This window comes from Paenarthrobacter sp. FR1, from assembly GCF_051106045.1.
Taxonomy (GTDB): domain Bacteria; phylum Actinomycetota; class Actinomycetes; order Actinomycetales; family Micrococcaceae; genus Arthrobacter; species Arthrobacter nitroguajacolicus_A.
Map to the genome: position 1 here is coordinate 890,969 of NZ_JBPFSF010000001.1, position 23,170 is coordinate 914,138.

Genomic DNA, 23,170 nt, shown 5'->3' on the forward strand with positions numbered 1-23,170 from the left:
GGATGGTAAATGGCCCGGCGCCTTTGCCGGGCTCCCATTCAACGTATTGCCGGGCCTCCGGACCGGGCATCGGGGGTGGCCCCCCTACCGTCCGCCCGGTGGTTAGGGGGTGCCGGGGGTTTCCGTTAGGGGGTGGAGGGGATTGCGACTCACGGGGGTGGGTACCCATCCCCCAAGGCAAGGCGCAGGCGGACCAGCAGTTCTGAGCGGTTCTCTGCCCCCAGGCGCCGCCGCATCCGTGCCACATGGTGCTCCGCCGTCCGGGGGGAGATGTAAATGGCTTCCCCTATCTCCCTATACGTCTTGCCCTCCAGGAGCAGCCGCCCCACCTCCCGTTCCCGGGCACTGAGCCCCGACGGTTCGGGACCCCCGGCGTTTTCGGCAAGCACCGGCCCCTGTCCTGCCGCGAGTGAATCTTCCACCCGCTCGGAAATTCCTGCCATCGGGGCAGCGGCTTGCGGATGGATGTCCCTGGCACATGCCAGCAGCCTCACCATGTCGCGCCGCTCGTCAGCATGCGCGGCGGCATGACCCGCCAAGCGTGCCCCTTCCCACGGCATTCCGACGGCGGCCAACCCACGGGCCGCTGTTTCGACGTCGGACGCTTCAAACCTGCCGGCCAGCACGGAAACCCACGCCTTGCCGCCCGCGGCGAGGACGGATGCCAGATGGCTGTGCTCGGAGGCACGGACCAGCGCGGCAGCGTGCGGGGCAAGCTCCGCGGGGCTTTCACTGAGCAGGGCAGCCTGCACCGCCGCCCAGTGCAAGGACACCGACCAAAACGGCGGATTTCCCAGCCGTCCCAACAGGTCCCAGGCACCGTCAATGTAATGGGAAACATGGCGGGTTTCCCGCAGTCGCGCCGCCGTAATCATCAGTTCGCCCCAAGGCAGGAGACTGTAAAGATCCACAGCCACGTGCATCATGGCTTCACGGGCCCGATCCCACGCAAGCACCAGTTCGTGGACTTCGCCGCCGCGGCGGGCCAGGCCTACGTCCAAGGCGGCCAACAGGAACGCATCCCGCGGCGCCAGGGACCAATGGTTGGCCTTCACGGCCTCGTTGATAGCCAACCGTGCTTCGTCGGGATTGTCCTGCTGCATCCCGGACCATGCCTGCAGGAGGAACAGTCTGGGGCGGGAAGCATCCCCGCCCTGCCCTGACGCCAACGCAGCTTTGAGCACGCTCTCCGCTACGGCGGGCTCGCCATGGTGAAGGGCGCACAAGGCAGCCAAGGCAGCGGGGGTCTCGGGCATGGGTATCGGTGCGCCTGCCGCGTTCATCATGTCCGAGGCCCTGATGAGTTCCGGCAGCGCCAGTTGCGGTGCGGCTCCCAGGGTCCGACGAAGCCCTTCCTGGGTGAGTGATAATGCCACCGCCAGGAGCGTGGGCGAACCGGCCGGAGTCTGGGCTGCCAAGAGTTCTTCCGCTGCAGCCGCGTTGCCTGAACCAATCATGGCCACCGCAGCCAACGGGGCCGAACCCTCTATTCTGTCCGGTCCCAACCATTTATAGGTATCCGCGCCGCGGGACAGCATTCCGCGCTGGGCCCACACAGCAGCTGCCACATCCACACCCAGGCGAAGCTCCGGTGGCTCAGGCAGGGCAAGGAGCCGGTCCACCAACCTGCCGGCTGCGTCCAAATCACCGGTGGCCGCTGCCGCCTGGGCGCGCCTTGCCGCATTGGCGAGTTCCTCTCCGCCCGCCATGACTGCTTCGGCGTAGAGATCCGCCGCCATCCGCGGGTCCGCTTCCAAGATCTTGTCCGCTGACCGCTCCAGCTCGTCGGCAACACGGGAATCCTGCAGCCCGCTCCGGGCGAGGTCCCGGGCCAGGTCACCCAGGGATCGGCCCTCTTCCAGGACTTTGTCCACCAGTTCCCTCTGCAGTGCATGGATTCGACGCACCGGAGTGCCGTTCAGCAAGGCATATTGGGCGGTCCCAACCACAGTTCCGTCCGGTAACAACAGACCTGCGTCCTTGGCTGAGGCGATCATCGAGTCCAGCCCGTCATGTTCTGCCAAAGCCGCAGGCAGCGGCGCCGGAATGGTGAAACCCACGGACAGGGCAAGAAGCAGTTCGCGGACCGCCGCGGAATCACCCATCGATTCCGGGGCCGTGGCCCGGCGGGAATCTGCCGGATCCCCAGGGCCGGCTTCCTTCAGCGGGTGATCGTCGGCACCGGACGGCGACTGCCCGGGCTTATGGCCATGTCCCGTCATGGGCTATACCGCCGAGAGCAGCGCTGGGTCCGGAACCGGGCTTGTTTCCGTAGGCAGGGGCGTGGGGTCGAGGGTAGCCGGCGGCGGTGTGGGCTCCTGGGTCACGGTGGGTTCCGGCGACGGCGGCGGGGGGTCCTGGGTGACCGAAGGCTCCGGCTGGGGCACGGTTGGTTCCGGTGACGGCGGCGGGGTGACTGGATCGGGCGGGGTGGTGGGGGGTGTTGTCGGTTCGGAAACGGGCGGCGTGGTGGGCGGCGTCGTCACCGGAGGAGGAGTCGGTCCGGTAGCCGCGCCTCCTGTGGGTTCGGGGGTGGGAGGCGACGTAGCTGGCGTCCCAGGAGTCGTGGGACTACCCGTTCCGGGCACAGCAGGCGCGGTGCTGCCTGTCCCACCGCCACTCGGTGTGGTGCTGGTGGCTGGCCCTCCGGCCGCCCCTGCCGCCGACCCCGATCCCGTCCCGGCACTGCCCTTCCCGGTATTCGCAGTTCCTGGCCGAGCCGGGCTCTTCCCTGCACTCGTCCCAGCCCTTGTGACGCCGGCACCAACACTGGCTTCAAGTCCGGCCGCCGGGTTGCCGGCAGCGGCAGCGCCGCCATGGGACTTGGCGGTCTGTGGCCCCGCACCTTGCGTACCGTCGTCGCGCATCACGTCGGCAGCTTGGTTGCCGAACATCGATGCCAGCAGGCCGGTGCTTTCAGGACTCTGGGCTGCCGTTGCCGTAGCAATGGTCAACGCAGTTGCGGCCACCGCCGCGGCCGCTGCCATCCGCACACGAGGCCGAGGGGCATGCCTCCCGGGCTTATCGGAGGTTGCCTTCAGCGCGGTCAACGCAGGCGCGGACCTGACAACGTGTGGCCGTTCCACAGTGGAGCCCGCCGAAACGGCCTCGACATCGGCGTCGGCCGCGTCCACAACCCCGGCCCCTGTTGAGCGCAACCCAGCCACCGCCGCACCCAGGCAAATGGAGGACTTGGGATCGGCGTCGACGGCGATTGGCCTGCCCAATTCCACCGAGATCATCTCGGCTACGAGGGGAATCCGCGAGGACCCGCCGATCAACAGCACAGCGCTCAGATCCTGCACCTCAACGTTGATGCTCCGCAAGCTTCGCTCCAGGGCATCCACGGTGTCCCGAAGGGGTGATTCGATCATCGCCTCAAACTCGGACCGCACCAACCGGACGGACTGCTGGGTTCCCGGCAAGGCCACAGCCACGCTGGCTTCGCTGTCCATGGAGAGCGCTTCCTTGGCCTCCCGGCACTCCCGGCGCAGGCGCGAAAGAGCTGCCAGCATTTCCGGCGAGCCGGGGTCCAGGTTATCCGCGGCATCACCGAGGTGACCCAGGACGTGACGCAGGACAGCGGCGTCGAAATCGGCGCCGCCCAAAGTTTCAATGCCGTCGGGACGGCCGAGCAGTTCGAAGTTCCCGGCGCCCACTTTGCGGAGGACCGCAGTGTCGAACGTACCGCCGCCGAGGTCGTACACCGCAATGGTGCTGCCGTTCTCCACACGGGTTTGGGAGGCATAGTGCAGGGCAGCTGCTTCAGGTTCGCTGATCAGCGTGACGTCATGCAGGCCTGCCACGTTCAGCGCTGCGAGAACCAGCGAGGTGCGGTGCTGACCCCACGCGGCGGGGTACGTCATGATGATCGACGACGGCGAACTTCCCTCGCGCTCTTCGGCCCTGTCCACCACCCATCTGGCCATGGTGGCGTAGACATCCTCAGCGGCCAGCCAGTCCTCACCCACGGCCAAGGGAACCGAGTCCCCTATGCGGCGCTTGAACTCCCGGACCATCCGCTGGGGATGGTCCAATCCGCGTCGCTCGGCTGCCTCACCTACCAGTGTCCGGCCGTCGTCCGCATAGAAAAGCACTGAAGGCACGGCACTGCCATGCAATCCCAACGGAAGGATTTCAGGTGTAGGGGTTGGACTCTGGTCAGGCTTAACCAGGGCTGCTGCGGTAAAACTTGTCCCGACGTCAATGGCGAGAACATAGTTCATAGCTACCTCGAAAAGAACACGGCGCGGCGCTAGCGGGCTGCATCACAAGCGGGTCCTCAACAAGTTAGCACTTGCTCAGGACCGGCAAAAGGCTCAGTTGCTGGACCGACTGGCCGTTTTCGAGGCGGTTCGCCTGAGTCGGAGGTAACGCCCCTGCTCAGGCCGGTTTGAGGCTTAGAGCCCCGAGTAGGAATGCAGTCCGTTGAAAACCGTGTTCACCAGCGTGAAGTTGATAATCACGCAGGCGTAACCAACAATCGACAACCATGCAGCACGGGTTCCGGTCCAACCACGGGTGGCTCGGGCGTGCAGGTAGCCCGCGTAGACCACCCAGATCACGAACGTCCAGACTTCCTTGGGGTCCCAGCCCCAGAACCGCCCCCAGGCCTTTTCTGCCCAGATGGCGCCGAACATGAGCGTAAACGTCCAGCCGATGAAGGCAATGGCGTTGATGCGGTAGGACAGGTTTTCCAAGCTCAGCGCGTTCGGAACCAGGCGCATGAAGCCAAGCTTGTCCGCACCGCCTGTGGACAGGTTCTTCTGCCGGTGCGACTGCAGCAGTTGCAGCACCGACATGGCAAATGTCAACGTAAACAACGCTGAGGACAGCACTGCGATGGAAACGTGGATGATCAGCCAGTAGCTTTGCAGTGCCGGGACCAGGTGGCCTACCGGGGTCCAGAAAGCAGCGGAGGCCGCCACCAGCATGATGATGGCCAGGCCGATCACGAATGTGCCCAGGAAGCGAAGGTCGCGGCGGATCAGGACGATCAAGAACACAGCGACGGCCACAAAAGCACCAGTTGTCAGGAACTCGTACATGTTGCCCCACGGCACGCGGCCGGCGCCCAGTGCACGTGTCACGACACCTGCGCCGTGGATCAGGACACCCAGCACCGTCAGGGCCACCGCAACGCGGGCAGGTGCACGGCGTTCCGCACCGTACTTCATGTCACCTGCGGCGGTGCCGCCTTCAACGGTGAGGCCCGACGTCGGACGCTCGGCCCGGCCAGCCGGCCCACCGGCGTCGGGAGCGCTGAGGCTGCCGCCGGCCCGTCCCGCTGCAACAGTCACCTTTTCGGTGGCGGAGCTGGCTGCGGCCTTCAGGTCCACAGCCCGGAGCATCTTGCTGCTCTTCGCCAGGTCCCAGGCAAAAGCGATGAACGCCACGGTGTACGTGCCGGCGGCCAACAGCATGAACAGCTCGCTGTATTGGCCCAGGGTTTCGTTAATGACGGGCATTACTGGTCCTTCGAGGTTGAGGAAGAGACTGTTTTAGTGTCAGTGTCCGGCGTTTCCGGGACATTCCATTCCCGGGCAAAGAGTTCCCGGAGGGCTGCGGCTTCGCCGGCGAGGCGGTGGTCTTCACCGCGCGCCAGCAGGCCGTATTCCACCATGGTGCGGCCGTCCGTGTGGGTTCCGGTACGGACCCAGACACGGCGGCGGTTGATGTAGAGCGACATGACCAGGCCGGCCACCGCGAGGAAACCGAAAATCAAGGCGTACAGCTGGCCGGGGTTGTGGTGGATGTCCACGCCGATGTACTTCTTGACGCCGTCGAAGGTGATGCTGCCCTTGCCGTCTGGCAGTTCCTGGCTCTGACCCACCAGAAGGGTGATGCCGCCGGCTTCAAGCTTGCGGCCGTTCAGTTGCGTGAGGTCCCTGACGTCCATTTCAAAGACATTCTGCGGCACACCCTTGTCCAGCCCAAGGTCGCCATAGTACGAGTCCAACGTCAGTTCCGGTTTGAACAGCTCAGGGGCCGCGCTATAGGAAATACCGGCCTCGTTCTTTATGGACGTGGGCAGGAAGAAGCCCTGGAAACCCAGCTGTTCCGGCTTGGCGTCCGGGACCTTGATGACCACCGACGAGTAGTAGTTATCCCCTTGGACCTTGGCCGTGACGGGGCCCTGGAAAGCAACGTTGCCTTCACCGTCCCGGACCGTCACCATGGGCGCGTAGCCATTGCCGGTGAGGTAGAGGCTGGTGCCGCCAAGCGATACGGGCTCGTTAACCTTCAGGACTTCCTTCTTGGCCGGTGAATCCGGGGTCTCCTTGGTGGTGACCTCGGCCGTGTAGTCGATGGGCTGGCCGGCCTTGCCCGGAGACTCGCCGCGATCGAACTTGGCCTCGAATTTGTCCAGCTGGACGGAATACGGCTGAAGTGAGCTGCTTTGGAAGTTGGTGCCAGGGGTGAATTGGTCGTAGCCCACCAGGGTATTGACGAAGGTATCGCCCTCCACAAGGATGCGCTGGCCGCTGTACCCGAACAGCCCACCGATGGCCACCGACACCAGCACGCCGATCAGCGAAGTGTGGAACACCAGGTTGCCGACTTCCTTCAGGAAGCCGCGCTCGGCACCCAGGGACGGCAGGTCGCCGTCGGCGTCCCTGACCTCAACGCGGTAGCCGCGCTTCTTGAGCAGCCCGGCGGCATCGTTGATGGCCTTCGACGCCGGGATTCCGGCGTCGGCGGGCAGCGCCAGGGTGCCGTACTCCGGCAGTCGCGAGAGGCGCTTGGGAGTGCGTGGCGGCTGCGACTTCATCGCCTTGTAGTGGGCGATCGCGCGAGGCGTGACGCAACCGATCAGGGAGATGAACAGCAGGATATAGATGGCCGAGAACCAGGCCGACGAGTAGACATCGAACATCTGCAGGGCGTCCAGGAACGGTCCGGTCGCCGGGTTGTTCTTAATCCAGTCCGTGACCGTTACCGGGTTGGCGGCACGCTGCGGAAACAGTGATCCCGGCACGGCGCCCACGGCGAGCAGGAGGAGCAGGAACAGCGCGGTACGCATGCTGGTCAGCTGGGTCCAGGCCCACCTGAGCATGCCCTTGAAACCGAGCGCGGGCAGCGCGGCTTCGGACTTGGCCTGCTGGAGTTTTCCATCCGCTGTGTTGGCGCCTTCAGCGGCTGGTGACTTCTTCTTGGCTTTCACGGACTCGCTCATCAGATTGGCAACTTCACATCGTTTTGGAACCAGTACTGCAACTCGGTCACCCAGGTTCCCCACACTCCGGTGGTCATCAGGATGCCGAGCAAAATCAGGATGCCTCCGCCAATCCGCTGGATTGCCAGCCGGTGCTTGCGGAAGAAGGACATGACCCCCATGCCCCGGCGGACTGCCAGGGCGATCAGGAGGAAGGGAATGCCCAAGCCAAGGCTGTAAACGAACGCCAGGAGTGCGCCCTTCGCTGCCGACGAACCGCCGGACAAGCTCAGCAACTGTACCGCGGAGTACGTCGGACCAATGCAGGGCGCCCAGCCGAGGCCAAAGGTCAGCCCCAGCAGCGGAGCGCCCCAGAGCCCTGCAGGTGGCTTGGCGTGGATCTTCGCGTCGCGCTGCAGCCACCCGAACCCGCCCATGAACACAACGCCCATGATGATCACCAGGACGCCAAGCACTTGGGTGATCCACGCGTTCTGCGGACCGGTCAGGAGGGTTCCGAGCTGTCCGAAGGCACCGCCCAGGAGGACGAAAATCACAGAGAATCCCAAGACGAACAGGCCGATGCCGGCCAGCATGCGGCCGCGCCGCTGCTTCTCAAGGTCGACGCCGGTCAGCCCCGTGACGTAGCCCAGGTAACCGGGGACCAGGGGCAGCACACACGGCGAAAGGAACGAGACCAGCCCGGCCAGCAGAGCCACCGGCACAGCCAGCAGCAGTGATCCATTGAGGATCGTCTCGGCGAAGGGACTGTTCATGGGTGCTACTCGGCCACGGCTGAGGTGATGAGGGCTTTCAGGGTGCCCTTCTCGATCTCGCCGAGCACGCGGGAGGCAACCCTGCCTTCCTTGTCCAGGACGAGGGTTGTGGGCACGGCGCCCGGCGGAACGATGCCGGACACGGACAGGAGCACTGCCCCGTCCTTGTCGTTGAAGCTCGGGTAGGTGATGTTGAAGGTCTTATCGAAAGCCTCGGCAGTGGCCTGCTCGTCGCGCAGGTTTACCCCGAAGAACTGCACACCCTGGTCCTTGAAGTCCTGGTGGAGGGCCTCAAGTTGAGGGGCTTCGATGCGGCAAGGAGCACAGGCGGCAAACCAGAAGTTGAGCACGGTGACCTTGCCCTGCAGGTCCTCGGGCTTGACCGTCTCGCCATTGAAAAGAGTGCCTTTGAGGGCCACGGGCGCAGCACGATCAGCCTTGGCGAACTCCGTCACCGAACCGTCGCCGGCTACGTAGTTCTTGTTGTCGCCTTTCCTTGCCTGCTCGGCAAGTGAGTCCTCTTGGGCACACGCGGAAAGGCCCATGGTCAGCCCTGCGAGCAGGACACCACCGGCAGTGAGCACGCCACGGCGTGAAAGATTGTTGTCCATGCTTCTATGCCCCCGGGGTGCTCGCCGCGCCGGGAAGCAGCACGGCAGCGGGTTCGCTGTACTCAACGCGGATGATCTTGCCGTCGTCGTCCAGGGTCAGTGAAGTCAGGGACGTCAGTGTGCACTCGCGCTTGCGGGGGTCGTGCGCCAAGCGACGACCTTCCGCAGTCAATCGGGTTGACCAGATGGGCAGCTGGTGGCTGACCAGGATGGCTTCGGCGCCGTCGCCACCCAGTTCGATCGCCTTGACACGGGCATCCTCAACAGCGGCCAGCACGCGGGCGGCCTGCTCCTTGTAGGGCTCACCCCAGGAAGGCCGCATGGGATTCCGGAAGTAGAACCAGTGCTTGGGCTTGAGGAACTCGCTCTTGGTGGGGTGGAGTCCCTCGAAGTGGTTCTCTGCTTCGATGATGCGCGGCTCCGTGGTGATTTCAAGGTCCAAGGCTTCGGCAGTGGGCATGGCCGTTTCCTGGGCACGCGTCAGCGGCGAGGCCACCAGGTGCACGATCTTGGCGCCCTGGTTGGCGCGGGCCGCAAAGTGGTCGGCCAGCATCCGGGCCATCTCCCGGCCACGCTCGGAGAGGTGGAATTCCGGCAGTCGGCCGTACAGGACGCCGTCGGGATTATGGACCTCGCCATGGCGAAGCAGATGGACAGTTGCTTGGGGCATGTTTACCAGTTTCTCAAAGAAGCGGGGCGATCCGAAATCTTCTACCGCTAGTAGAACTCAAAGTTTTCCCGAAATGTTCCACGGAGTTGGAATAAAAGATGCATATGCATGTTTATACTAGACACGAAGCTCGGTTGACGCTTCAAGCAATTGGATTCAGCCGGGCAAGCACGCAGTACCTTCCACTAGACATAGGAGCAACACCATGATGACCCTTCCCGCCTCCGTCACCACCGGCACCTGGACCCTCGACGCTTCCCACAGCGAGATCGGCTTCACCGTCCGCCACGCAGGCATCAGCAAGGTCCGCGGCCAGTTCAAGGACGCTGCGGCCACCCTGGAGGTTGGCGAAACGCTGACCGACTCCAAGGTCACCGCCACCATCCAGACCGCCAGCTTCGACTCCGGTGACGTCAACCGCGATGGCCACGTCAAGGGCGAGGACTTCTTCGATGTGGAGAAGTTCCCGGAAATCACGTTCGTCTCCCGCCACGTCAAGGCCAACGGCAACAGCTTCGACCTCGTGGGCGATCTCACAATCAAGGGCGTGACCAAGGAAGTTGCCATCGAGACGGAATTCAACGGCGTGGCCGTGGATCCGTTCGGCAACACCCGCGCCGGCGTTTCCGGCGAGACCACCATCAGCCGCAAGGAATTCGGCCTTACGTGGAACGCCGTCCTCGAGGCCGGCGGCGTACTGGTCAGCGACAAGGTAGTCATCAACCTGGAACTCGCGTTCATCGCACCGGCTGCCGCATAGTTCCGGCCCCTCCAGGCATGCCGAACGGCGCTCCCACAGCATCACGCCGTGGGGGCGCCGTTTCGCATTTACGGAAGTCACCCCGCAATTGTTCGGCAAACAGCCTGTATTTAGCTGCGAGTTAGCTCCGAATTTCCTATGCATCCTTCAACCTGCGGTCTAAAGTGATGCCATGAGTACCCCAGACGAAGCACCACAGCCACAGCAGCCCGGCTCTCAGCCTCCGCAGCCCGGCAGCGTTCCTCCTGCGGGTTACCAGCCTCCGCAGGGCTACCAGCCACCTCAGGGCTACCAGCCGCCGTCGCAACCGGGCCAGTATTCGCAGCCCGCACCGCCTCCGGCCGGACCCGGACAACCAGCTCCGGGGCAGCCCGGCTTCCACTTCGAAATGCCCACTGACGGGCCCCGCAATTTCAACGACGTCATGCCCCAGGGCGGCTTCTCCGGAATGTTCAAGACCCAGGGCCTGCCAACGGAACTGAAGGTCTCCTACTTCATCTGGGTAATTTCCGGACTCCTGGGCCTTCTGTTCGGGCTCATCGGCTTCTTTGCCATCATCGCCCTCTTCGCCTTTGCGCCTGGAATTGCCGCCATCCTGCTGATCCTTCTGATCCTCAGCCTTGCAGTGGCCGTGGCTCAGGTTGTCCTGGCCATGAAAATGAAGGAAGGCAAGGAGTGGGCACGCCTCGCCCTCACCATCGTGGCCGGCATCTCCTTGCTCCTCGCGATCTTCAGTGCAGCCAGTGCCGGGGGCTCCAGCACCGGTCTTGGCAGCAACTGGTTCGGCTTCCTGGTCAGCGCCGTCGCCGTCGTGCTGATGTGGCTGCCGAACTCGCAGCTCTGGTTCAAGGCAGTCAAGGGCCGCGTTTAGCCCTAACTCGACTGCCGCCGTCGTCCACCAGCGGTAACAAGGCCGCGGGGATTCCTCAGAATCCCCGCGGCCTTCATCATGAAGGCGTAAGCCAACATGATGATTTTTTGTCCGCGAGCCGTATTTTCCTGCGTGTGGTCGGAGGCAGCGCAGTGGCGCAGAGGTACGGTGGAAACAGAACCACGCTGGGGGCAGGGTCATTTTGCTGATCCCGGCGGCCACACAGCAGTCGACCAAGCAAAGGAATGCCATGAGCAACCCTCCGTACCCGCCGTCAAACCCGGGCGATGCCAACCAGTCCGAGCAGCCCGGCTCCCAGCCCGCCGCACCCCAAACTCCCGCATCCCAACCTCCCGCACCGCAGTACGGCCAGCCCGCCACGCCACAGTACGGCCAGCAGTCCCAGCCACCGGCAGCACCGCAATATGGTCAGCAGTCCCCCGCCGCGCCGCAGTACGGCCAGCCCGGTGGGGCGCCCCAATACGGCCAGTCCCAGCCGCCGGCAGCACCGCAGTACGGCCAGGACACCAACTGGCCGAGCCAGCAGCCGGGTCCCACCACGGTGCCGCAGATGGTCAACATCGCTTTTTGGATGATTGTTGGCGCCGGAGCAATCTGGCTCATTTCGATCCTCCTTTCGATGGCCGCCATCAACGACCCCGCCATGCGGACCATGTTCGAGGACCAGATGGCTGCCGGGGGCGCGGCTGACGTGAGGTTCGAAGACGTGCAGGGTGTCATCGTTGGAGTCATGGTGGCAGTTGGAATTATTGGTGCCGCGCTGTACGCCCTCGTGGCCATCAACGTCCGCAAGGGCCGGAACTGGGCACGAATCCTTGGAACAGTGCTCGCCGCGCTGTCCATCTTTGCGTTGGTGCCGCTGAGCCTTGCCACACTGGCAGCACTCCTCGGCATCGCAGCCATCGTCATGCTGTACCTGCCGGCGTCGGCTCCGTACTTCCGGAAAGCCCAGCCGTTCGGCAACGCTTACCAGAACCCCTACGGGCGCTAAACCCGGGGGCCACACCAGGCCTTCAGGAAATCATTCACGCGGGCGCGGACCCGGCGAGGCTAAACAGCCTGGCCCGGTGTCTGCGCCCGTTGTGCGTGGTAGGCCAGAATCTGCAGCTCGGTGGCCATGTCCACCTTGCGGAGGTTGACGTGCGGCGGAACCTGCAGCAGGACAGGAGCGAAGCTGAGGATGCTCCGGATACCGGCGGCGATCACGCGGTCACACACCGCTTGGGCAACGGTGGCGGGCAAGGCCAGCACCACCATGTTCGTATGGGTCCGTTCCAGGACCCGTTCGAGTTCGGCGGAGTCGCTGACGCGCAGCCATCCCACCTCGTTGCCGATCACCATGGGGTCGGCGTCGAAGATCGCCACGACGTCGAAGCCCCTGGACTCGAAGCCGCCATACCGGGCCAATGCTTTGCCGAGGTTACCCGCGCCGACAATTGCGACCTTCCAGTCGTGTGTCAGTCCCAGTGCGGCCGCGATGTGCCGGCTCAGGTACTGGACCTCGTAGCCGACTCCCCGCGTCCCATAGGAGCCAACGTAGGAAAGGTCCTTGCGGAGCGTGGATGAGCTAACGCCGGACGCCTCGGCGAGCGCTTCGGACGAAACCCGTTCCACCCCTTCGGCGAGGAGGGAGTTGAGCGCGCGCAAATAGAGGGTCATCCGGGCCACAGCCGCGGGCGGGATCTGCTTGGCGGCAGGTTCGTTGTCCTCGGTTGTCGCTTCCGGGGACGGTTCCAGCGCAGTCACGGTATTCTCCATTGCGTCGCTTTGTTGTTCCACTCTATGACCCCCAGCCGGACTCAACAAAAGCCATTACTTGCGGGTAACCGCACCCTCAGCCCTCCATCACTTTCTTCAGGGTGCGGGCCAGCCGGTCCTCATCGATCTTCCAAAAGTCGCGCTGTACGCCGTTGACCAAGATCACCGGAATCTCCTCGGCGAACCGCTCTTGCAGTTGCGGATCGTCGTCGATCCCTTTCTCGGTCCACGGAACGCCGAGGCTTTTCGTCACGCGCTCGACGGCGGCACGCGCCTCAGTGCAGAGGTGGCAGTCAGCTTTGGTGAGGAGAACGACGTCGGGAATAGCCATGGGATAACGGTAACCGCCCCGATCCTCTCTCACATCCCACCCCCAACAACGCCACCCTCTCTCACATCCCACCCCCAACAACGCCACCCTCTCTCACATCCCACCCCCAACAACGCCACCCTCTCTCACACCCCACCCCCAACAACGCCACCCTCTCTCACACCCCACCCCCAACAACGCCACCCGTGCGCCCGCAGCGCGCCGCACTAGCGATTGACTAGACTCAAGGCATGCCCGAGGAGAAGAACGCCACCGTGGTCGCAGATGCCCAAGCGCAGAACGACGCAGCGCAGAAGCGCACCGGCGAAGCTGCCTTCTTCGATGTCGACAACACTTTGATGAAGGGCGCGAGCCTCTTTCACGTTGCCCGGAAGATGTACGAGCGTAAGGCCTTCACGCTGCCGCAGGCTGCTGGATTTGCCTGGAAACAGTTCAAGTTCGTCATGCGCGGCGAGAACATGGAGGACGTTCACGCGGTGCGTGATTCCGCGTTGACCCTCGCGGCCGGCATCACCGTGGACGACATCAAGGCGTTGGGCGAAGAAGTCTACGACGAAATGATCGAGTCGCGGATTTGGCCGGGAACCAAGGCCTTGGCCGAGCAGCATCTTAGGGTTGGTCGCAAAGTTTGGCTCGTCACAGCGACTCCCATCGAAGTTGCCACCGTCATCTCCACCCGACTTGGGCTGACGGGTGCACTCGGGACCGTAGGGGAAGTGCACGATGGCATGTACACGGGGAAGCTAGTCGGCGACATTCTCCACGGCCCGGCCAAAGCAGTGGCAGTCCAACTCATTGCCGAACGTGAGGGGCTGGATTTGGAGCACTGCTGGGCCTACAGCGATTCTGCAAACGACATTCCCCTGCTCACCATGGTGGGGCACCCGGTAGTCATTAACCCTGATGCGAAACTGCGCCGTCACGCCCGGGACAACAACTGGCCTGTGTACGATTTCCGCTCCGGTCGTCGCGCCGCCACGCTCGGGCTGAAGGCTGCAACGGTCGGCGGAGCGATTTACGGTCTCTGGCGTGGCTTCTCGCGGTTCCGCGGTCCCCGCTACTGACCCTCGTTCACATCGCCCCAAACCCTCACCCTCTCTCACATCCCACCCCCAAAACCCTCACCCTCTCTCACATCCCGCGGGCCATCAGGCTGCCTGTGGATAACTTCTGCAGACAAAGTGCCCGACCGGCAACAATTCCGGTATGGAAAAACTCACCCTGACAGAGTCCGATCTGCCGACGGCACCGTTCACTCTCGACGAAGCTAAATCAGCGGGCATCAAACAAGAGCGCCTTTGGCGTCGCAGTGACATCGCCCCTGTGAGCCGGGGCCTGTATCGCCCGGCCAATTGGGACTTTGACCTGGAGGCGGCCGCCCGCTCGCTGTCAGCTGCGAGCCCTGGCGCTTGGATTTCTCACGTCACGGCAGCGAAACTCCATGGTTTCTCGCTGCCTCCGTGGCTATCGGATTCAAACGAGCTGCACCTCAGTAAGCCGAGGAATCTGCCGTCAGTGCGCCGAAAAGGAGTAACCGGCCACACTCTGACGATTTCGGACGGGGAAGTCGAGCAGGTCCGAGGGATCTGGATTTCAACTCGATCAAGAACATGGTTGGACTTGGCCCGCGCTATGCCCTTGAAGGAACTGTTCTGTATCGGTGATGAGCTCATTCGCAACCCGAGGCTCGAATTCGAACAACGAGCCGAGCCCTTTACAACGATCGCTGCACTCCGCGCCATGGTGAACCGACACAAGAACCTCCAAGGCGTGGTCCGAGCCCGGGAAGCACTGGACCTGATGCGCGTCGGCTCCGATTCGGCGCCGGAATCGATGCTACGTCTTGCGATGTTCGGCGCTGGGCTTCCGGAGCCGGAACTTCAGGTGCTGCTCCGTCCCAACGATCCCCTCTCGCCGTCCGTGGACCTTGGGTATCGAAAACGGCGCGTCGCCATCCAGTACGACGGCGGCCATCACCTTGAGGAGAAACAGGTGTTCAGTGATCGGCGGAGGGACAAGGCGTTCATCGCTGCGGGCTGGACAGTCTTGGTCTTCAACAAGGCAGACTTGGCAAATGATTTCGACGCGGCAGTACGGCAGATCAAGAAGGTGCTGCGGACCGCTTGGATCGATCCCGCCGTCGAATCAGGCTTTTCCGGCGGGACGTGAGAGAGCATCCCCAAAAACCCGGCGGGACGTGAGAGAGCATCGCCAAAAACCCGGCAGGACGTGAGAGAGCATCACCAAAAACCCGGCAGGACGTGAGAGAGCATCGGGGGATGCAAAAATGCCCGCCACCTCGAGAGGCAACGGGCATTCACGCTTGGTGAAGTATCTCTACTTCTTATTGCGGCGCTGGTGGCGAGTCTTGCGAAGCAGCTTGCGGTGCTTCTTCTTGGCCATACGCTTGCGGCGCTTCTTAATAACTGAACCCACGAAAGTTCCTTACAAACTAGAAGTTCCTGTCTGTTGGAACAGATCCGCGGAAGCAGACAAGTACAACTGACAGATTCTTACATTGACGTAAAACGTTCCTTAACAGAGTACCGCTTCAGAGGGGCACCCCGTGACCACGGTCCGCGGGACGGACCCAGGCAGCCTCAGGCAGTCTCGGATTGTCCGTCCACCACAGCACCCTTGAGGTACTGGGCAACGGCCTCTTCCGGAACCCGGAAGGAACGGCCGAACCTTACGGCGGGCATTTCCCCTGAGTGGACCAGGCGATACACAGTCATTTTGGAAACACGCAGGACGTCGGCTACTTCAGCCACCGTCATGAAACGCGCATTCGAGAAGTTAGTCTCCGCGGACATTTCCCATATTCCTTTGCTCTCAGACAGTAGGACACCCCCAGTAGAACGGTGTGCCGATGCTGAGCCATCAAACAACCATGTGCTAGATACTCTAGAGGCTGATGGGGCCAATGTGAAAGCGTTTCGGGAAAGTGGGATGCTGCTCTCCCGGCAGGTCAGGGCCCATAACGGGGCCTCGCTGCGGGCAATGCCGAACGCACGGCATACTCCGCAGCGAAGCCACGAAATGGATTTACTCCGCAACCACCCCGCGACGCTTGCGGGCGGAGGCGGCGAGCTGCTCCAGCACCGAGGCCGTAACGTCCCATTCCATGCAGGCATCCGTGACGCTCTGGCCGTAGACCAGTTCCTGCTCACCGGCCAACTGCTTGACCGTGTCCAGGTTCTGCGCACCGCCAACCAGGAAGCTCTCCAGCATGACGCCGGCAATAGGCGAGGTCTCCCCGGCTTCGAGCTGCGCCCCGATTTCCAGCGCAACCTCGGCCTGGCGGTGGTGGCTCTTGCCGCTGTTGGCGTGGCTGGCGTCCACGATCAAGCGCGGGTTCAGCCCCTTGGCTGCGAGCTTGGAGGAAGCGGCGGCAACGTCTTCCTGGGAGTAGTTCGGGCCCTTTCGTCCGCCACGGAGGATCACATGCGTGTCCGGGTTGCCGGACGTCGCTACAAGGGCCGCGCGGCCGTCGTCGTCGATTCCCAGGAAGGCCTGCTCAGCGGCAGAGGCGCCGCAAGCGTCAATCGCCACCTGGAGATCGCCGTCGGTGCCGTTCTTGAAGCCGATAGGCATGGACAGCCCGGAGGCGAGCTGGCGGTGGATTTGGCTCTCGGTGGTGCGGGCACCGATGGCGCCCCACGAGACGAGGTCCGCCATGTATTGCGGGCTGATGGGTTCGAGGAATTCGGTGGCAGTGGGCAGGCCCAGCGCGGTGACCTGCTTGAGGAAGCCACGAGCGGCGCGCAGGCCGGCGGCGATGTCGTGGCTGCCGTCCAGGTGGGGATCGTTGATGAGTCCCTTCCAACCAACCGTGGTGCGCGGCTTTTCGAAGTACGTCCGCATCACGATCAGCAAGTCTTCCTTGTGCTTCTCCGCCTGGCTGACCAACCGGCGCGCGTATTCGAGGCCCGCCTTGGGGTCATGGATGGAGCACGGTCCCACGATCACCAACAGGCGGTCGTCCACGCCGTCCATGATGGCGCGCACCTGGTCACGGCCACGGTCGACGACAGCTGCTGAGCGGGCATCAAGCGGCAACTCGGCGATGAGGTCCTGAGGGGCCGGAAGCGGCTCGAAGCGGGCCACCCGCAGGTTGGAGGTGGCAGGCTGCGCGGAGTCAGCGGCGTCGGCGGCTTCGAGCGATTCGGTGGGTTCTGCGGCGATGCTGGTCATGTCTGGGTCCTGTTCCGGGATACGGAGCGGGCCCCTTTTCAGAACCCGCCGGATATGGCGAAGGGCAGAGAATAATCTCTGCCCTGTTGGCTCTGAAGGAAAGTTGGATGCGTGTCAGTTAGACGCGGGCCCCTCCAGAGCCAACGAAAAATACGCATACCAACGCTTAGTCATAGCCACACCATAACCGCGGTTCTTCACAGCGGGCAAATCGCGTCCATCAAGATGACAGTAGTTTGCGCAGGAACTGCAGCTGCTTGATCCAGTGGTGCTCTTGGCCGCCCTCGTGGTTGTTGAAGCGGTACACCTCGATGTCCTTCTCAACCCGGCCCGAACCAACACCGTAGTTGTTGTAGCTCGCGAACACCGTTGACGGCGGGCAGATATCGTCCATCTGGGCGGCGGAGAACAGCGCGGGAACCGTGGCCGCGCGGCCGAGGTGGACGCCGTCGAAGTAGTTGAGCACCGAAAGGATGGGTTCATAGCGATCCCGGTGCCGCCCCAGGAACCCAGCGATTTCCGGGTACGGTCCACGCGGGGTGATGTCGATGGCGCGGGGGAAGTCCTGGAGGAACGGGACGTCGGGCAGCGCGGCGATGACGCCGTCGAGCCTTCCGGCCGTCAGCCCGGCAGCAGCAACAGTGATGCCGCCGCCTTGGCTCACGCCGGCCAGCACCACTTTGGAAGGGTCGACGGCGGGATGGTTCTGCGCCGCCTCTACCGCTCGGAAGGCGTCCACGTAGACACGGCGGAAGTAGTAATTGTCCTGGTGGTCGGCGCCACGGGTCATCAGGCCGGCAAAGGCGACGCCACCTGCCGAAGGATGCGGATCCGGGGTATCGCCGGAGACCCCGCCGTAGCCCTGGCCTCGGGTGTCCATGATGAAATGTGCGTAACCGGCCTGTGCCCAGCGGGTGTTCTGGTTGACCAGCCCGCGGCCTCCGGAGTAGCCGATGTATTCCACCACTACGGGTAGCTGCTGCCCGGCCTCGAGGTGGGCGGGCACGTGCAGCCAGCCCTTGATGCGGTCTCCTCCGAAGCCGGAAAACGCGACGTCAAAGGTGTCAATCACTGATAGATAGTTCTCCACCGGCTCGAAGACAGCGTCCAGCGGCAAGCCCCTGGCCTCGGTAATGGTCCGGTCCCAGAAGGCGTCCAAGTCTGCTGGCGGAACCGCGCTGGAGGTGTAGTTGCGAAGCTGCTCGAGGGGCAGGTCAAAGAGAGGCATGGGGACATCCTACGTCATGGTTTCGTGTGCCCCATCACAGGGCGCGGCAGCTACAAGGGGCTGATGGACAGGTTGCGGTAGGCGGCTTTGAGCGGGGCCATTTGGCGGATTCCGAAGTAGCCCCCGCCCAAAGGCTCGGGGCTTGGATCCATCCACTCAAAGAGCGGCAAGCCATCGATGGAAAAGGCTACTCGTGGTCCGTCTTTGATGACTTCCATCCGATAGAAGCCGTCAGCGTCCTCAGCGGGAGGAAGCGGATCAGCCCCTTGCGCCACAAGCTGGAAGCCTGCGCTCTTACGGAGATTGCAGGTGCGGAACCGGCGCTCGGAGGCGTACTTGTGGCGGAAGTAGGAGATATGGAGTGCGTCGAGGTCTCCCGAGTGGTACTGCGGGTAGAAGCCGGTGCGGGGAGCCAAGGACGGGGAGAACAGATCCTCGCCACGGTGCCCGCGGGCAGCGAAGAACACCATGGCCAGTCCGGGCTCTTCCAGTGGCAGGAACTCCCAGGTGATCCGCACGTGATCCGGGATTTCTTCCGGGCACCAGAGGGTCCAGTGGGCGTGGTCGCCGTGCTCTTTCGCGTCAAGGGAGCCCGACAGGACCAGCGCGCTGGTCCCGTCGCCGCCCAAACCCGGGCCGCCGTCGTCGTGCGTTCCGAACTGAACCGGCCCCTCGGCCACCCAGCCCGCCACATCCGAAGGACCTCGCAAAGGGTTCGAGTAGATCAAGCCTGCGCCGCCGCGTTGAGCGTCACCGTCAGCCCGTACCCGAAGGCTTCGAGCTGTTCAGCGACAAAGACGGCGATTCGTTGGGCGCCTTTCACATGGAAGTGCGTGTTGTCTTCCAAGCCGCCTGCCCAGTGGGCATGCTCGCCCGGGGCGAAGTGGAAGAACAACTCCTTGGAGCCCTCCTCCCCCAGTTCCTGGTAGAGCGATCGGGTCCACTGGTTGAGGTCGATGACGTCGAGGCCGAGCTCGGCCCCAAGCCCGCGAACGGTGTCCGCGTAGTCGCCCAAGGTCACCTCCAGCGTGCCGCCGGCCCAATGCCGGCGTTCCACCGACGTGCACAGGACGGGAACACCGCCCTTGGCCCGAACCTCGGCCACCATGCGACGGAGGTTGGCGGCGTATCCCGCGTGCGCGGCGAGGTGGGCGCGCTTCTGGTCGTTGTGCCCAAACTGGATCAATACAAGATCGTCCTTCACCGTCTGGTTGAGCAGCTGGTACCAGAGGCCCTCCTCGCGGAACGACTCGGTGGTGGCGCCGCCCTTGGCGTAGTTGTGGACGGCGGCCCACCAGTAGGTCTCGGGTGCCAGGTGGGCGCCCCAGCCGCTCATCGGGTACTCGTAACTGGGGCAGGCGGCCACGGTTGAGTCGCCCGCAAGGAGGATTTTCATGGTTGTCCTTTCGAGATGGCTTCTAGCCCTTGACCGAGCCGATCAGCATGCCCTTGGCGAAGTGCTTTTGCAGGAAGGGGTAGAAGATCAAGATGGGTAGCGTGGCCACCACGATCACGGCGAACTTGATGCCCTGCTCCGGCGGGATGTAGGTGGGATCCACATTGCCCGTACCGAGGAGGTCGGACGCGGCGGTGACTTGGCGCAGGTACATCTGGAGGGTCCACATGTTGTTGTCGCTCAGGTAGAGCAGCGGGGACATGAAGTCGTTCCAGATACCCACTGCATAGAACAGGGCGAACGTCGCCAGTACCGGCTTGGACAGTGGCAGCAGGATCCGCCAGAGAATCCCGATTTCCGTGGCACCGTCCATTTTGGCGGACTCTTCCAGCTCTGCAGGGAGTTCCTGGAAGAAGTTCTTGATGATGATCAGGCTGAACGGGTTGATGGCCGCAGGCAAAATGAGGGCCCAGTACGAGTTCAGCAGGCCCAGGTCCTTGACCAGCAGGAACGTGGGAATCATCCCGCCGGAGAACACCATGGCGAAGACCACCAGGGACATGATCAGTTTCCGGCCGCGCAGGTTCTTCTTCGCCAGGGGGTAGGCCATGGTGACCGTCAGGATGAGCTGGATCAGGGTGCCCACCAGCGTGACCAGCACCGTGGTGATCAGCGCCCGCGTGAAGGCCGGAGTGGAAAAGATGTACTCGTAGGCGCCCAGCGTGAATTGCTCGGGCCAGACGAAGAACGCCCGTCGGGTGATTTCCGCTTCATTGGCGAAGGACCCGGCCACGACGTACACAAACGGCAGCAGGGTGATGATGCCCACCAGGGTGAGGAAGACGTAGTTGGCGGCGTCGAAAATCCGTCCGCCTCTGGTGTTGTGAATCTTCATTAGAACAGTCCGCTCTGGTTGAACCGCTTGGACAGCCAGTTGGTGCCGAAGATCAGCACGATGCCCACCAGGGATTTGAAGAGTCCGACGGCGGTGCTGTAGCTGTAGGCGCCTTGGGTGATGCCCACGAAGTACACGTAGGTATCGAAGACGTCGGCCACGCTGCGGTTGAGGGCGTTGGTCATGAGGTAGATCTGCTCGAAGCCGGTGTTGAGCATTTGTCCGATGGCCAGGATAAGCATCACGATGATGGTGGAACGGATGCCCGGCAGGGTGATGTGCCAGACGCGCCGGAACCTGCCCGCGCCGTCGATGATCGCTGCCTCGTACTGGTCTTGGTCAACTGTGGCCAGGGCGGCGAGGAAGATGATGGTTCCCCATCCGGTGTTCTTCCAGATCTCCTGCAGCACGATCAGCGGCCGGAACCAGTTGGGATCGGACAGGATGTCCACGTTGGTCCCGAAGAGCCCGTTCACGAACTGGAACAAGGGTCCAATGTCCAGTGCAAAGAGCAGGAAGCTCAGGGACGCCACGATGGTCCAGGACAGGAAGTGCGGGATGTAAACGAGGGTCTGGACCGTGCGTTTCAGCACCGATAGGCGGACCTCGTTGAGCAGCAGTGCCAGCACGATGGTCAGGGGGAACGCGATTCCCAGGTTCAGGAACGCCAGGATCAGGGTGTTGCCCAGCAGCCGGGGGAAGTCCGGGTTCGCGAAGAAGTCCTGGAAGTGCTGGACTCCCACCCATGGGCTGCCGTTGACGCCCAGGAACGGGACGTAGTCCTTGAAGGCAATGGACACCCCGTACATGGGCCCGTACCGGAAGATCGCGAAGTACAGGACTCCGGGCAACAGAAGCAGATACAGCCACTTGTAGTGCGCGAAGTGGACGGCGAACCCGCGCCGCCGCGCCGGGGCGGGCGGCGTGGTGGCCGCCCGCTCCGAGGCTTTGGCTTCTACAACGGGGGCTGTCACTTCTTGTTTTCCTGCCAGAGCTTATTGATTTCTTCCTTGACCTTGTCACCGCCGCTGGTGTTCCACAGCTTGATGGCGTCCTTCAGGCCTTGTTCGTCGGTCTGGCCGGCCAGGTACTTGATCCGGGCATCGGCCACGATGTTGTCCAGCTGGGCGCCCTTGGCAACATAGGTGGGCGAAACGAATGCGGCCGCCGGGTTGTAGACGGCGCTCTTGAGGTCCTCGGCCATGACGGCGACGCGGTCATCGAAGACCTTCTGCTCGTACTCGGAGGCCTGCTTGACGGGGTAGAAGTTGTTGCCGGTGACGTTGGTTCCCAACTGGGCGAAACTCTTGATGTCAGTGTTGACCACCTTGCCCTCAGGAGTCTCAGGCTTGATGGTGGCAGCGAGGCCTTCCTCAACAGTGAAGTTCACACCCTCGATGCCGTTGTTCATGAGCACCGCCACTTCCTTGCTGTTCAGCTTGTCCAGGAAAGTGAGGACGTTCTTCAAGTCGGCTTCGGTCTTGACGCTGGACTTGGGGACGGCCAGGAAGCCGGAGTAGCCGTCGGTGGGGTGCGCGTGGAGTTCGCCGTCCGGTCCCTTCAGGCTGCCCACGAAGCCCACTTTGTTCTCGAAGTCGTTGGGGTTGGCCTGCTTGAACAGGTTGATCAGCACGCTCACGCGGGAATCGACGTCAACGATCATGCCGCCCTTGCCGTTGAAGAACGGCTCGTTCCACTTGGTGCCGTCGAACGTAGCGAAGTCGGGATTGATGAGCTTCTCATCCACCATCTTCTTGATGAAGCGGTTGGCCTCGAGGAACTCTTCGGTTTCGAAGCTCGGGACCAGCTTGCCGTCCCGCTCGGTCCAGCGGTTGCCCGCGCCGTACCAGGTTTCGATCATGTCGTACGGGCTGTTGGTTCCCAGCGCTCCCCACTTGGGGATGGTGATGCCGTAGGTGTCGTTCTGGCCGTTGCCGTCCGGATCCTGTTCAGTGAACGCTTTGGCTACCTTGTACAGGTCCTCGGTGGTTTCGGGCGCCTTCAGGCCAAGCTTGTCCAGCCAGTCCTGACGGAACATAACCGCGGCCCGGATCGGGTTGCGGCCGCGGTACACACCATAGACCTTGCCGTTGACGCTGGCGTTCTGCTGGACTTCCGGGAACGTGGTTTTGAGGTTCGGGTAGTCCTTCAGCTTGTCCGTCAGGTCCCAGAAAGCGCCCGCTTCGGCGTTCTTCACGAAGCCCGGCGTCTTGCCCTGGACTACCAGGACGTGGGGGATCTCCGAGGACGCCAGGGTGATGTTCATCTTGTCCTCGTACGACGCGTTGGGCGTCCACGTGATGTTCACGTCCTTGCCGGTCAGCTCTTCGAGCTTCTTTTGCACGGCGCCGTCGGCTGTTGGCGGCTGCGCTTCCAGGAAGGGTGCCATGATTTTGACGGACGAGAGGTCCGACGCCGGCGCTTCGCCACCACAGGCGGTCAGGGCCAGGGCAGCGGAAACCACGACGGCGGCTGCCAGGGTTGGTTTTCTACGGATCATTGT

The 23,170-nt window shown here is 63.2% G+C and carries 23 protein-coding genes; 5 read left to right on the plus strand and 18 right to left on the minus strand.

Annotation, left to right across the window (positions count from 1 at the left end; genetic code table 11):
- Nucleotides 1-149 precede the first annotated feature (149 nt).
- The 7 genes from ACR30Z_RS04145 to ACR30Z_RS04175 all read right to left on the minus strand — a co-directional run bounded on the left by ACR30Z_RS04145 (nucleotide 150) and on the right by ACR30Z_RS04175 (nucleotide 9,213).
- Nucleotides 150-2,222: a LuxR C-terminal-related transcriptional regulator gene (locus ACR30Z_RS04145; protein ID WP_434371316.1), complete on the minus strand. Its 2,073-nt coding sequence runs from the start codon at nucleotides 2,220-2,222 to the stop codon at nucleotides 150-152.
- 3 nt (nucleotides 2,223-2,225) lie between these two features.
- A complete protein-coding gene (locus ACR30Z_RS04150; protein ID WP_434371317.1) occupies nucleotides 2,226-4,226 on the minus strand; it encodes an Hsp70 family protein in 2,001 nt (666 codons plus the stop codon).
- 174 nt (nucleotides 4,227-4,400) lie between these two features.
- Entirely contained in the window at nucleotides 4,401-5,468 is a 1,068-nt protein-coding gene (gene ccsB, locus ACR30Z_RS04155; protein ID WP_144650808.1) for a c-type cytochrome biogenesis protein CcsB, read from the minus strand.
- Complete coding sequence (gene resB / locus ACR30Z_RS04160; protein ID WP_144650811.1) at nucleotides 5,468-7,177, minus strand: cytochrome c biogenesis protein ResB; 1,710 nt, start codon at nucleotides 7,175-7,177, stop codon at nucleotides 5,468-5,470. Before resB ends, ccsB begins: the two co-directional genes overlap by 1 nt.
- A complete protein-coding gene (locus ACR30Z_RS04165) occupies nucleotides 7,177-7,932 on the minus strand; it encodes a cytochrome c biogenesis CcdA family protein (protein WP_144650814.1) in 756 nt (251 codons plus the stop codon). Before ACR30Z_RS04165 ends, resB begins: the two co-directional genes overlap by 1 nt.
- Nucleotides 7,933-7,937: 5 nt before the next feature.
- Entirely contained in the window at nucleotides 7,938-8,543 is a 606-nt protein-coding gene (locus ACR30Z_RS04170) for a TlpA family protein disulfide reductase (protein WP_144650817.1), read from the minus strand.
- A gap of 4 nt (nucleotides 8,544-8,547) precedes the next feature.
- Entirely contained in the window at nucleotides 8,548-9,213 is a 666-nt protein-coding gene (locus tag ACR30Z_RS04175; RefSeq protein WP_144650820.1) for a histidine phosphatase family protein, read from the minus strand.
- Nucleotides 9,214-9,421: 208 nt separating this feature from the next.
- Here ACR30Z_RS04175 and ACR30Z_RS04180 point away from each other — a divergent pair, with 208 nt between their 5' ends.
- From ACR30Z_RS04180 to ACR30Z_RS04190, 3 genes are all read left to right on the plus strand, one after another.
- Complete coding sequence (locus ACR30Z_RS04180; RefSeq protein WP_144650915.1) at nucleotides 9,422-9,973, plus strand: YceI family protein; 552 nt, start codon at nucleotides 9,422-9,424, stop codon at nucleotides 9,971-9,973.
- Between the two features lie 172 nt (nucleotides 9,974-10,145).
- Nucleotides 10,146-10,844 (plus strand): hypothetical protein, encoded by a 699-nt coding sequence (locus ACR30Z_RS04185; RefSeq protein WP_144650823.1) that lies wholly within the window; start codon nucleotides 10,146-10,148, stop codon nucleotides 10,842-10,844.
- Between the two features lie 250 nt (nucleotides 10,845-11,094).
- Nucleotides 11,095-11,856, plus strand: coding sequence for a hypothetical protein (locus tag ACR30Z_RS04190; protein ID WP_434371318.1), 762 nt, complete (start codon nucleotides 11,095-11,097; stop codon nucleotides 11,854-11,856).
- A gap of 59 nt (nucleotides 11,857-11,915) precedes the next feature.
- Here ACR30Z_RS04190 and ACR30Z_RS04195 read toward each other — a convergent pair whose 3' ends face one another.
- Both ACR30Z_RS04195 and ACR30Z_RS04200 read right to left on the minus strand, forming a co-directional pair.
- Nucleotides 11,916-12,623, minus strand: a complete 708-nt coding sequence (locus tag ACR30Z_RS04195) for a redox-sensing transcriptional repressor Rex (protein ID WP_144650829.1) — start codon at nucleotides 12,621-12,623, stop codon at nucleotides 11,916-11,918.
- A 76-nt stretch (nucleotides 12,624-12,699) separates the two neighbouring features.
- On the minus strand, nucleotides 12,700-12,954 hold the full coding sequence (locus tag ACR30Z_RS04200; RefSeq protein ID WP_144650832.1) for a glutaredoxin family protein: 255 nt from the start codon (nucleotides 12,952-12,954) through the stop codon (nucleotides 12,700-12,702).
- Nucleotides 12,955-13,184: 230 nt separating this feature from the next.
- Here ACR30Z_RS04200 and ACR30Z_RS04205 point away from each other — a divergent pair, with 230 nt between their 5' ends.
- Together ACR30Z_RS04205 and ACR30Z_RS04210 are read left to right on the plus strand one after the other, a co-directional pair.
- On the plus strand, nucleotides 13,185-14,018 hold the full coding sequence (locus ACR30Z_RS04205) for an HAD family hydrolase (protein ID WP_434371319.1): 834 nt from the start codon (nucleotides 13,185-13,187) through the stop codon (nucleotides 14,016-14,018).
- Between the two features lie 568 nt (nucleotides 14,019-14,586).
- On the plus strand, nucleotides 14,587-15,123 hold the full coding sequence (locus tag ACR30Z_RS04210) for an endonuclease domain-containing protein (RefSeq protein ID WP_434371320.1): 537 nt from the start codon (nucleotides 14,587-14,589) through the stop codon (nucleotides 15,121-15,123).
- A gap of 168 nt (nucleotides 15,124-15,291) precedes the next feature.
- Here ACR30Z_RS04210 and ACR30Z_RS04215 read toward each other — a convergent pair whose 3' ends face one another.
- From ACR30Z_RS04215 to ACR30Z_RS04255, 9 genes are all read right to left on the minus strand, one after another.
- Nucleotides 15,292-15,390, minus strand: a complete 99-nt coding sequence (locus ACR30Z_RS04215; protein WP_003792170.1) for a 30S ribosomal protein bS22 — start codon at nucleotides 15,388-15,390, stop codon at nucleotides 15,292-15,294.
- A gap of 164 nt (nucleotides 15,391-15,554) precedes the next feature.
- Nucleotides 15,555-15,767, minus strand: coding sequence for a helix-turn-helix domain-containing protein (locus tag ACR30Z_RS04220; protein WP_017199160.1), 213 nt, complete (start codon nucleotides 15,765-15,767; stop codon nucleotides 15,555-15,557).
- 232 nt (nucleotides 15,768-15,999) lie between these two features.
- The gene (locus ACR30Z_RS04225; RefSeq protein ID WP_434371321.1) at nucleotides 16,000-17,148 is read right to left on the minus strand and encodes a 3-deoxy-7-phosphoheptulonate synthase; all 1,149 of its coding nucleotides are present in this window, start codon (nucleotides 17,146-17,148) and stop codon (nucleotides 16,000-16,002) included.
- A gap of 220 nt (nucleotides 17,149-17,368) precedes the next feature.
- Nucleotides 17,369-18,376, minus strand: coding sequence for an acetylxylan esterase (locus tag ACR30Z_RS04230; RefSeq protein ID WP_144650844.1), 1,008 nt, complete (start codon nucleotides 18,374-18,376; stop codon nucleotides 17,369-17,371).
- Between the two features lie 50 nt (nucleotides 18,377-18,426).
- Entirely contained in the window at nucleotides 18,427-19,104 is a 678-nt protein-coding gene (locus tag ACR30Z_RS04235; RefSeq protein WP_434371322.1) for a DUF1961 family protein, read from the minus strand.
- On the minus strand, nucleotides 19,101-19,772 hold the full coding sequence (locus ACR30Z_RS04240) for a rhamnogalacturonan acetylesterase (RefSeq protein WP_434371323.1): 672 nt from the start codon (nucleotides 19,770-19,772) through the stop codon (nucleotides 19,101-19,103). Before ACR30Z_RS04240 ends, ACR30Z_RS04235 begins: the two co-directional genes overlap by 4 nt.
- Before the next feature lie 22 nt (nucleotides 19,773-19,794).
- Nucleotides 19,795-20,667: a carbohydrate ABC transporter permease gene (locus ACR30Z_RS04245; RefSeq protein ID WP_434371324.1), complete on the minus strand. Its 873-nt coding sequence runs from the start codon at nucleotides 20,665-20,667 to the stop codon at nucleotides 19,795-19,797.
- A complete protein-coding gene (locus ACR30Z_RS04250) occupies nucleotides 20,667-21,641 on the minus strand; it encodes an ABC transporter permease (RefSeq protein WP_144650856.1) in 975 nt (324 codons plus the stop codon). The genes ACR30Z_RS04245 and ACR30Z_RS04250 overlap by 1 nt, the downstream gene beginning before the upstream one ends.
- Nucleotides 21,638-23,167 (minus strand): extracellular solute-binding protein, encoded by a 1,530-nt coding sequence (locus tag ACR30Z_RS04255; protein ID WP_144650859.1) that lies wholly within the window; start codon nucleotides 23,165-23,167, stop codon nucleotides 21,638-21,640. Before ACR30Z_RS04255 ends, ACR30Z_RS04250 begins: the two co-directional genes overlap by 4 nt.
- Nucleotides 23,168-23,170 lie beyond the last annotated feature (3 nt).

Bases quoted from the DNA above. Each gene is read 5' to 3' on its own strand.
- ACR30Z_RS04145 (WP_434371316.1), bottom strand. From the start codon at position 2,222: ATGACGGGACATGGCCATAAGCCCGGGCAGTCGCCGTCCGGTGCCGAC.
- ACR30Z_RS04150 (WP_434371317.1), bottom strand. From the start codon at position 4,226: ATGAACTATGTTCTCGCCATTGACGTCGGGACAAGTTTTACCGCAGCA.
- ccsB (WP_144650808.1), bottom strand. From the start codon at position 5,468: ATGCCCGTCATTAACGAAACCCTGGGCCAATACAGCGAGCTGTTCATG.
- resB (WP_144650811.1), bottom strand. From the start codon at position 7,177: ATGAGCGAGTCCGTGAAAGCCAAGAAGAAGTCACCAGCCGCTGAAGGC.
- ACR30Z_RS04165 (WP_144650814.1), bottom strand. From the start codon at position 7,932: ATGAACAGTCCCTTCGCCGAGACGATCCTCAATGGATCACTGCTGCTG.
- ACR30Z_RS04170 (WP_144650817.1), bottom strand. From the start codon at position 8,543: ATGGACAACAATCTTTCACGCCGTGGCGTGCTCACTGCCGGTGGTGTC.
- ACR30Z_RS04175 (WP_144650820.1), bottom strand. From the start codon at position 9,213: ATGCCCCAAGCAACTGTCCATCTGCTTCGCCATGGCGAGGTCCATAAT.
- ACR30Z_RS04180 (WP_144650915.1), top strand. From the start codon at position 9,422: ATGACCCTTCCCGCCTCCGTCACCACCGGCACCTGGACCCTCGACGCT.
- ACR30Z_RS04185 (WP_144650823.1), top strand. From the start codon at position 10,146: ATGAGTACCCCAGACGAAGCACCACAGCCACAGCAGCCCGGCTCTCAG.
- ACR30Z_RS04190 (WP_434371318.1), top strand. From the start codon at position 11,095: ATGAGCAACCCTCCGTACCCGCCGTCAAACCCGGGCGATGCCAACCAG.
- ACR30Z_RS04195 (WP_144650829.1), bottom strand. From the start codon at position 12,623: ATGGAGAATACCGTGACTGCGCTGGAACCGTCCCCGGAAGCGACAACC.
- ACR30Z_RS04200 (WP_144650832.1), bottom strand. From the start codon at position 12,954: ATGGCTATTCCCGACGTCGTTCTCCTCACCAAAGCTGACTGCCACCTC.
- ACR30Z_RS04205 (WP_434371319.1), top strand. From the start codon at position 13,185: ATGCCCGAGGAGAAGAACGCCACCGTGGTCGCAGATGCCCAAGCGCAG.
- ACR30Z_RS04210 (WP_434371320.1), top strand. From the start codon at position 14,587: ATGCCCTTGAAGGAACTGTTCTGTATCGGTGATGAGCTCATTCGCAAC.
- ACR30Z_RS04220 (WP_017199160.1), bottom strand. From the start codon at position 15,767: ATGTCCGCGGAGACTAACTTCTCGAATGCGCGTTTCATGACGGTGGCT.
- ACR30Z_RS04225 (WP_434371321.1), bottom strand. From the start codon at position 17,148: ATGACCAGCATCGCCGCAGAACCCACCGAATCGCTCGAAGCCGCCGAC.
- ACR30Z_RS04230 (WP_144650844.1), bottom strand. From the start codon at position 18,376: ATGCCTCTCTTTGACCTGCCCCTCGAGCAGCTTCGCAACTACACCTCC.
- ACR30Z_RS04240 (WP_434371323.1), bottom strand. From the start codon at position 19,772: ATGAAAATCCTCCTTGCGGGCGACTCAACCGTGGCCGCCTGCCCCAGT.
- ACR30Z_RS04245 (WP_434371324.1), bottom strand. From the start codon at position 20,667: ATGAAGATTCACAACACCAGAGGCGGACGGATTTTCGACGCCGCCAAC.
- ACR30Z_RS04255 (WP_144650859.1), bottom strand. From the start codon at position 23,167: ATGATCCGTAGAAAACCAACCCTGGCAGCCGCCGTCGTGGTTTCCGCT.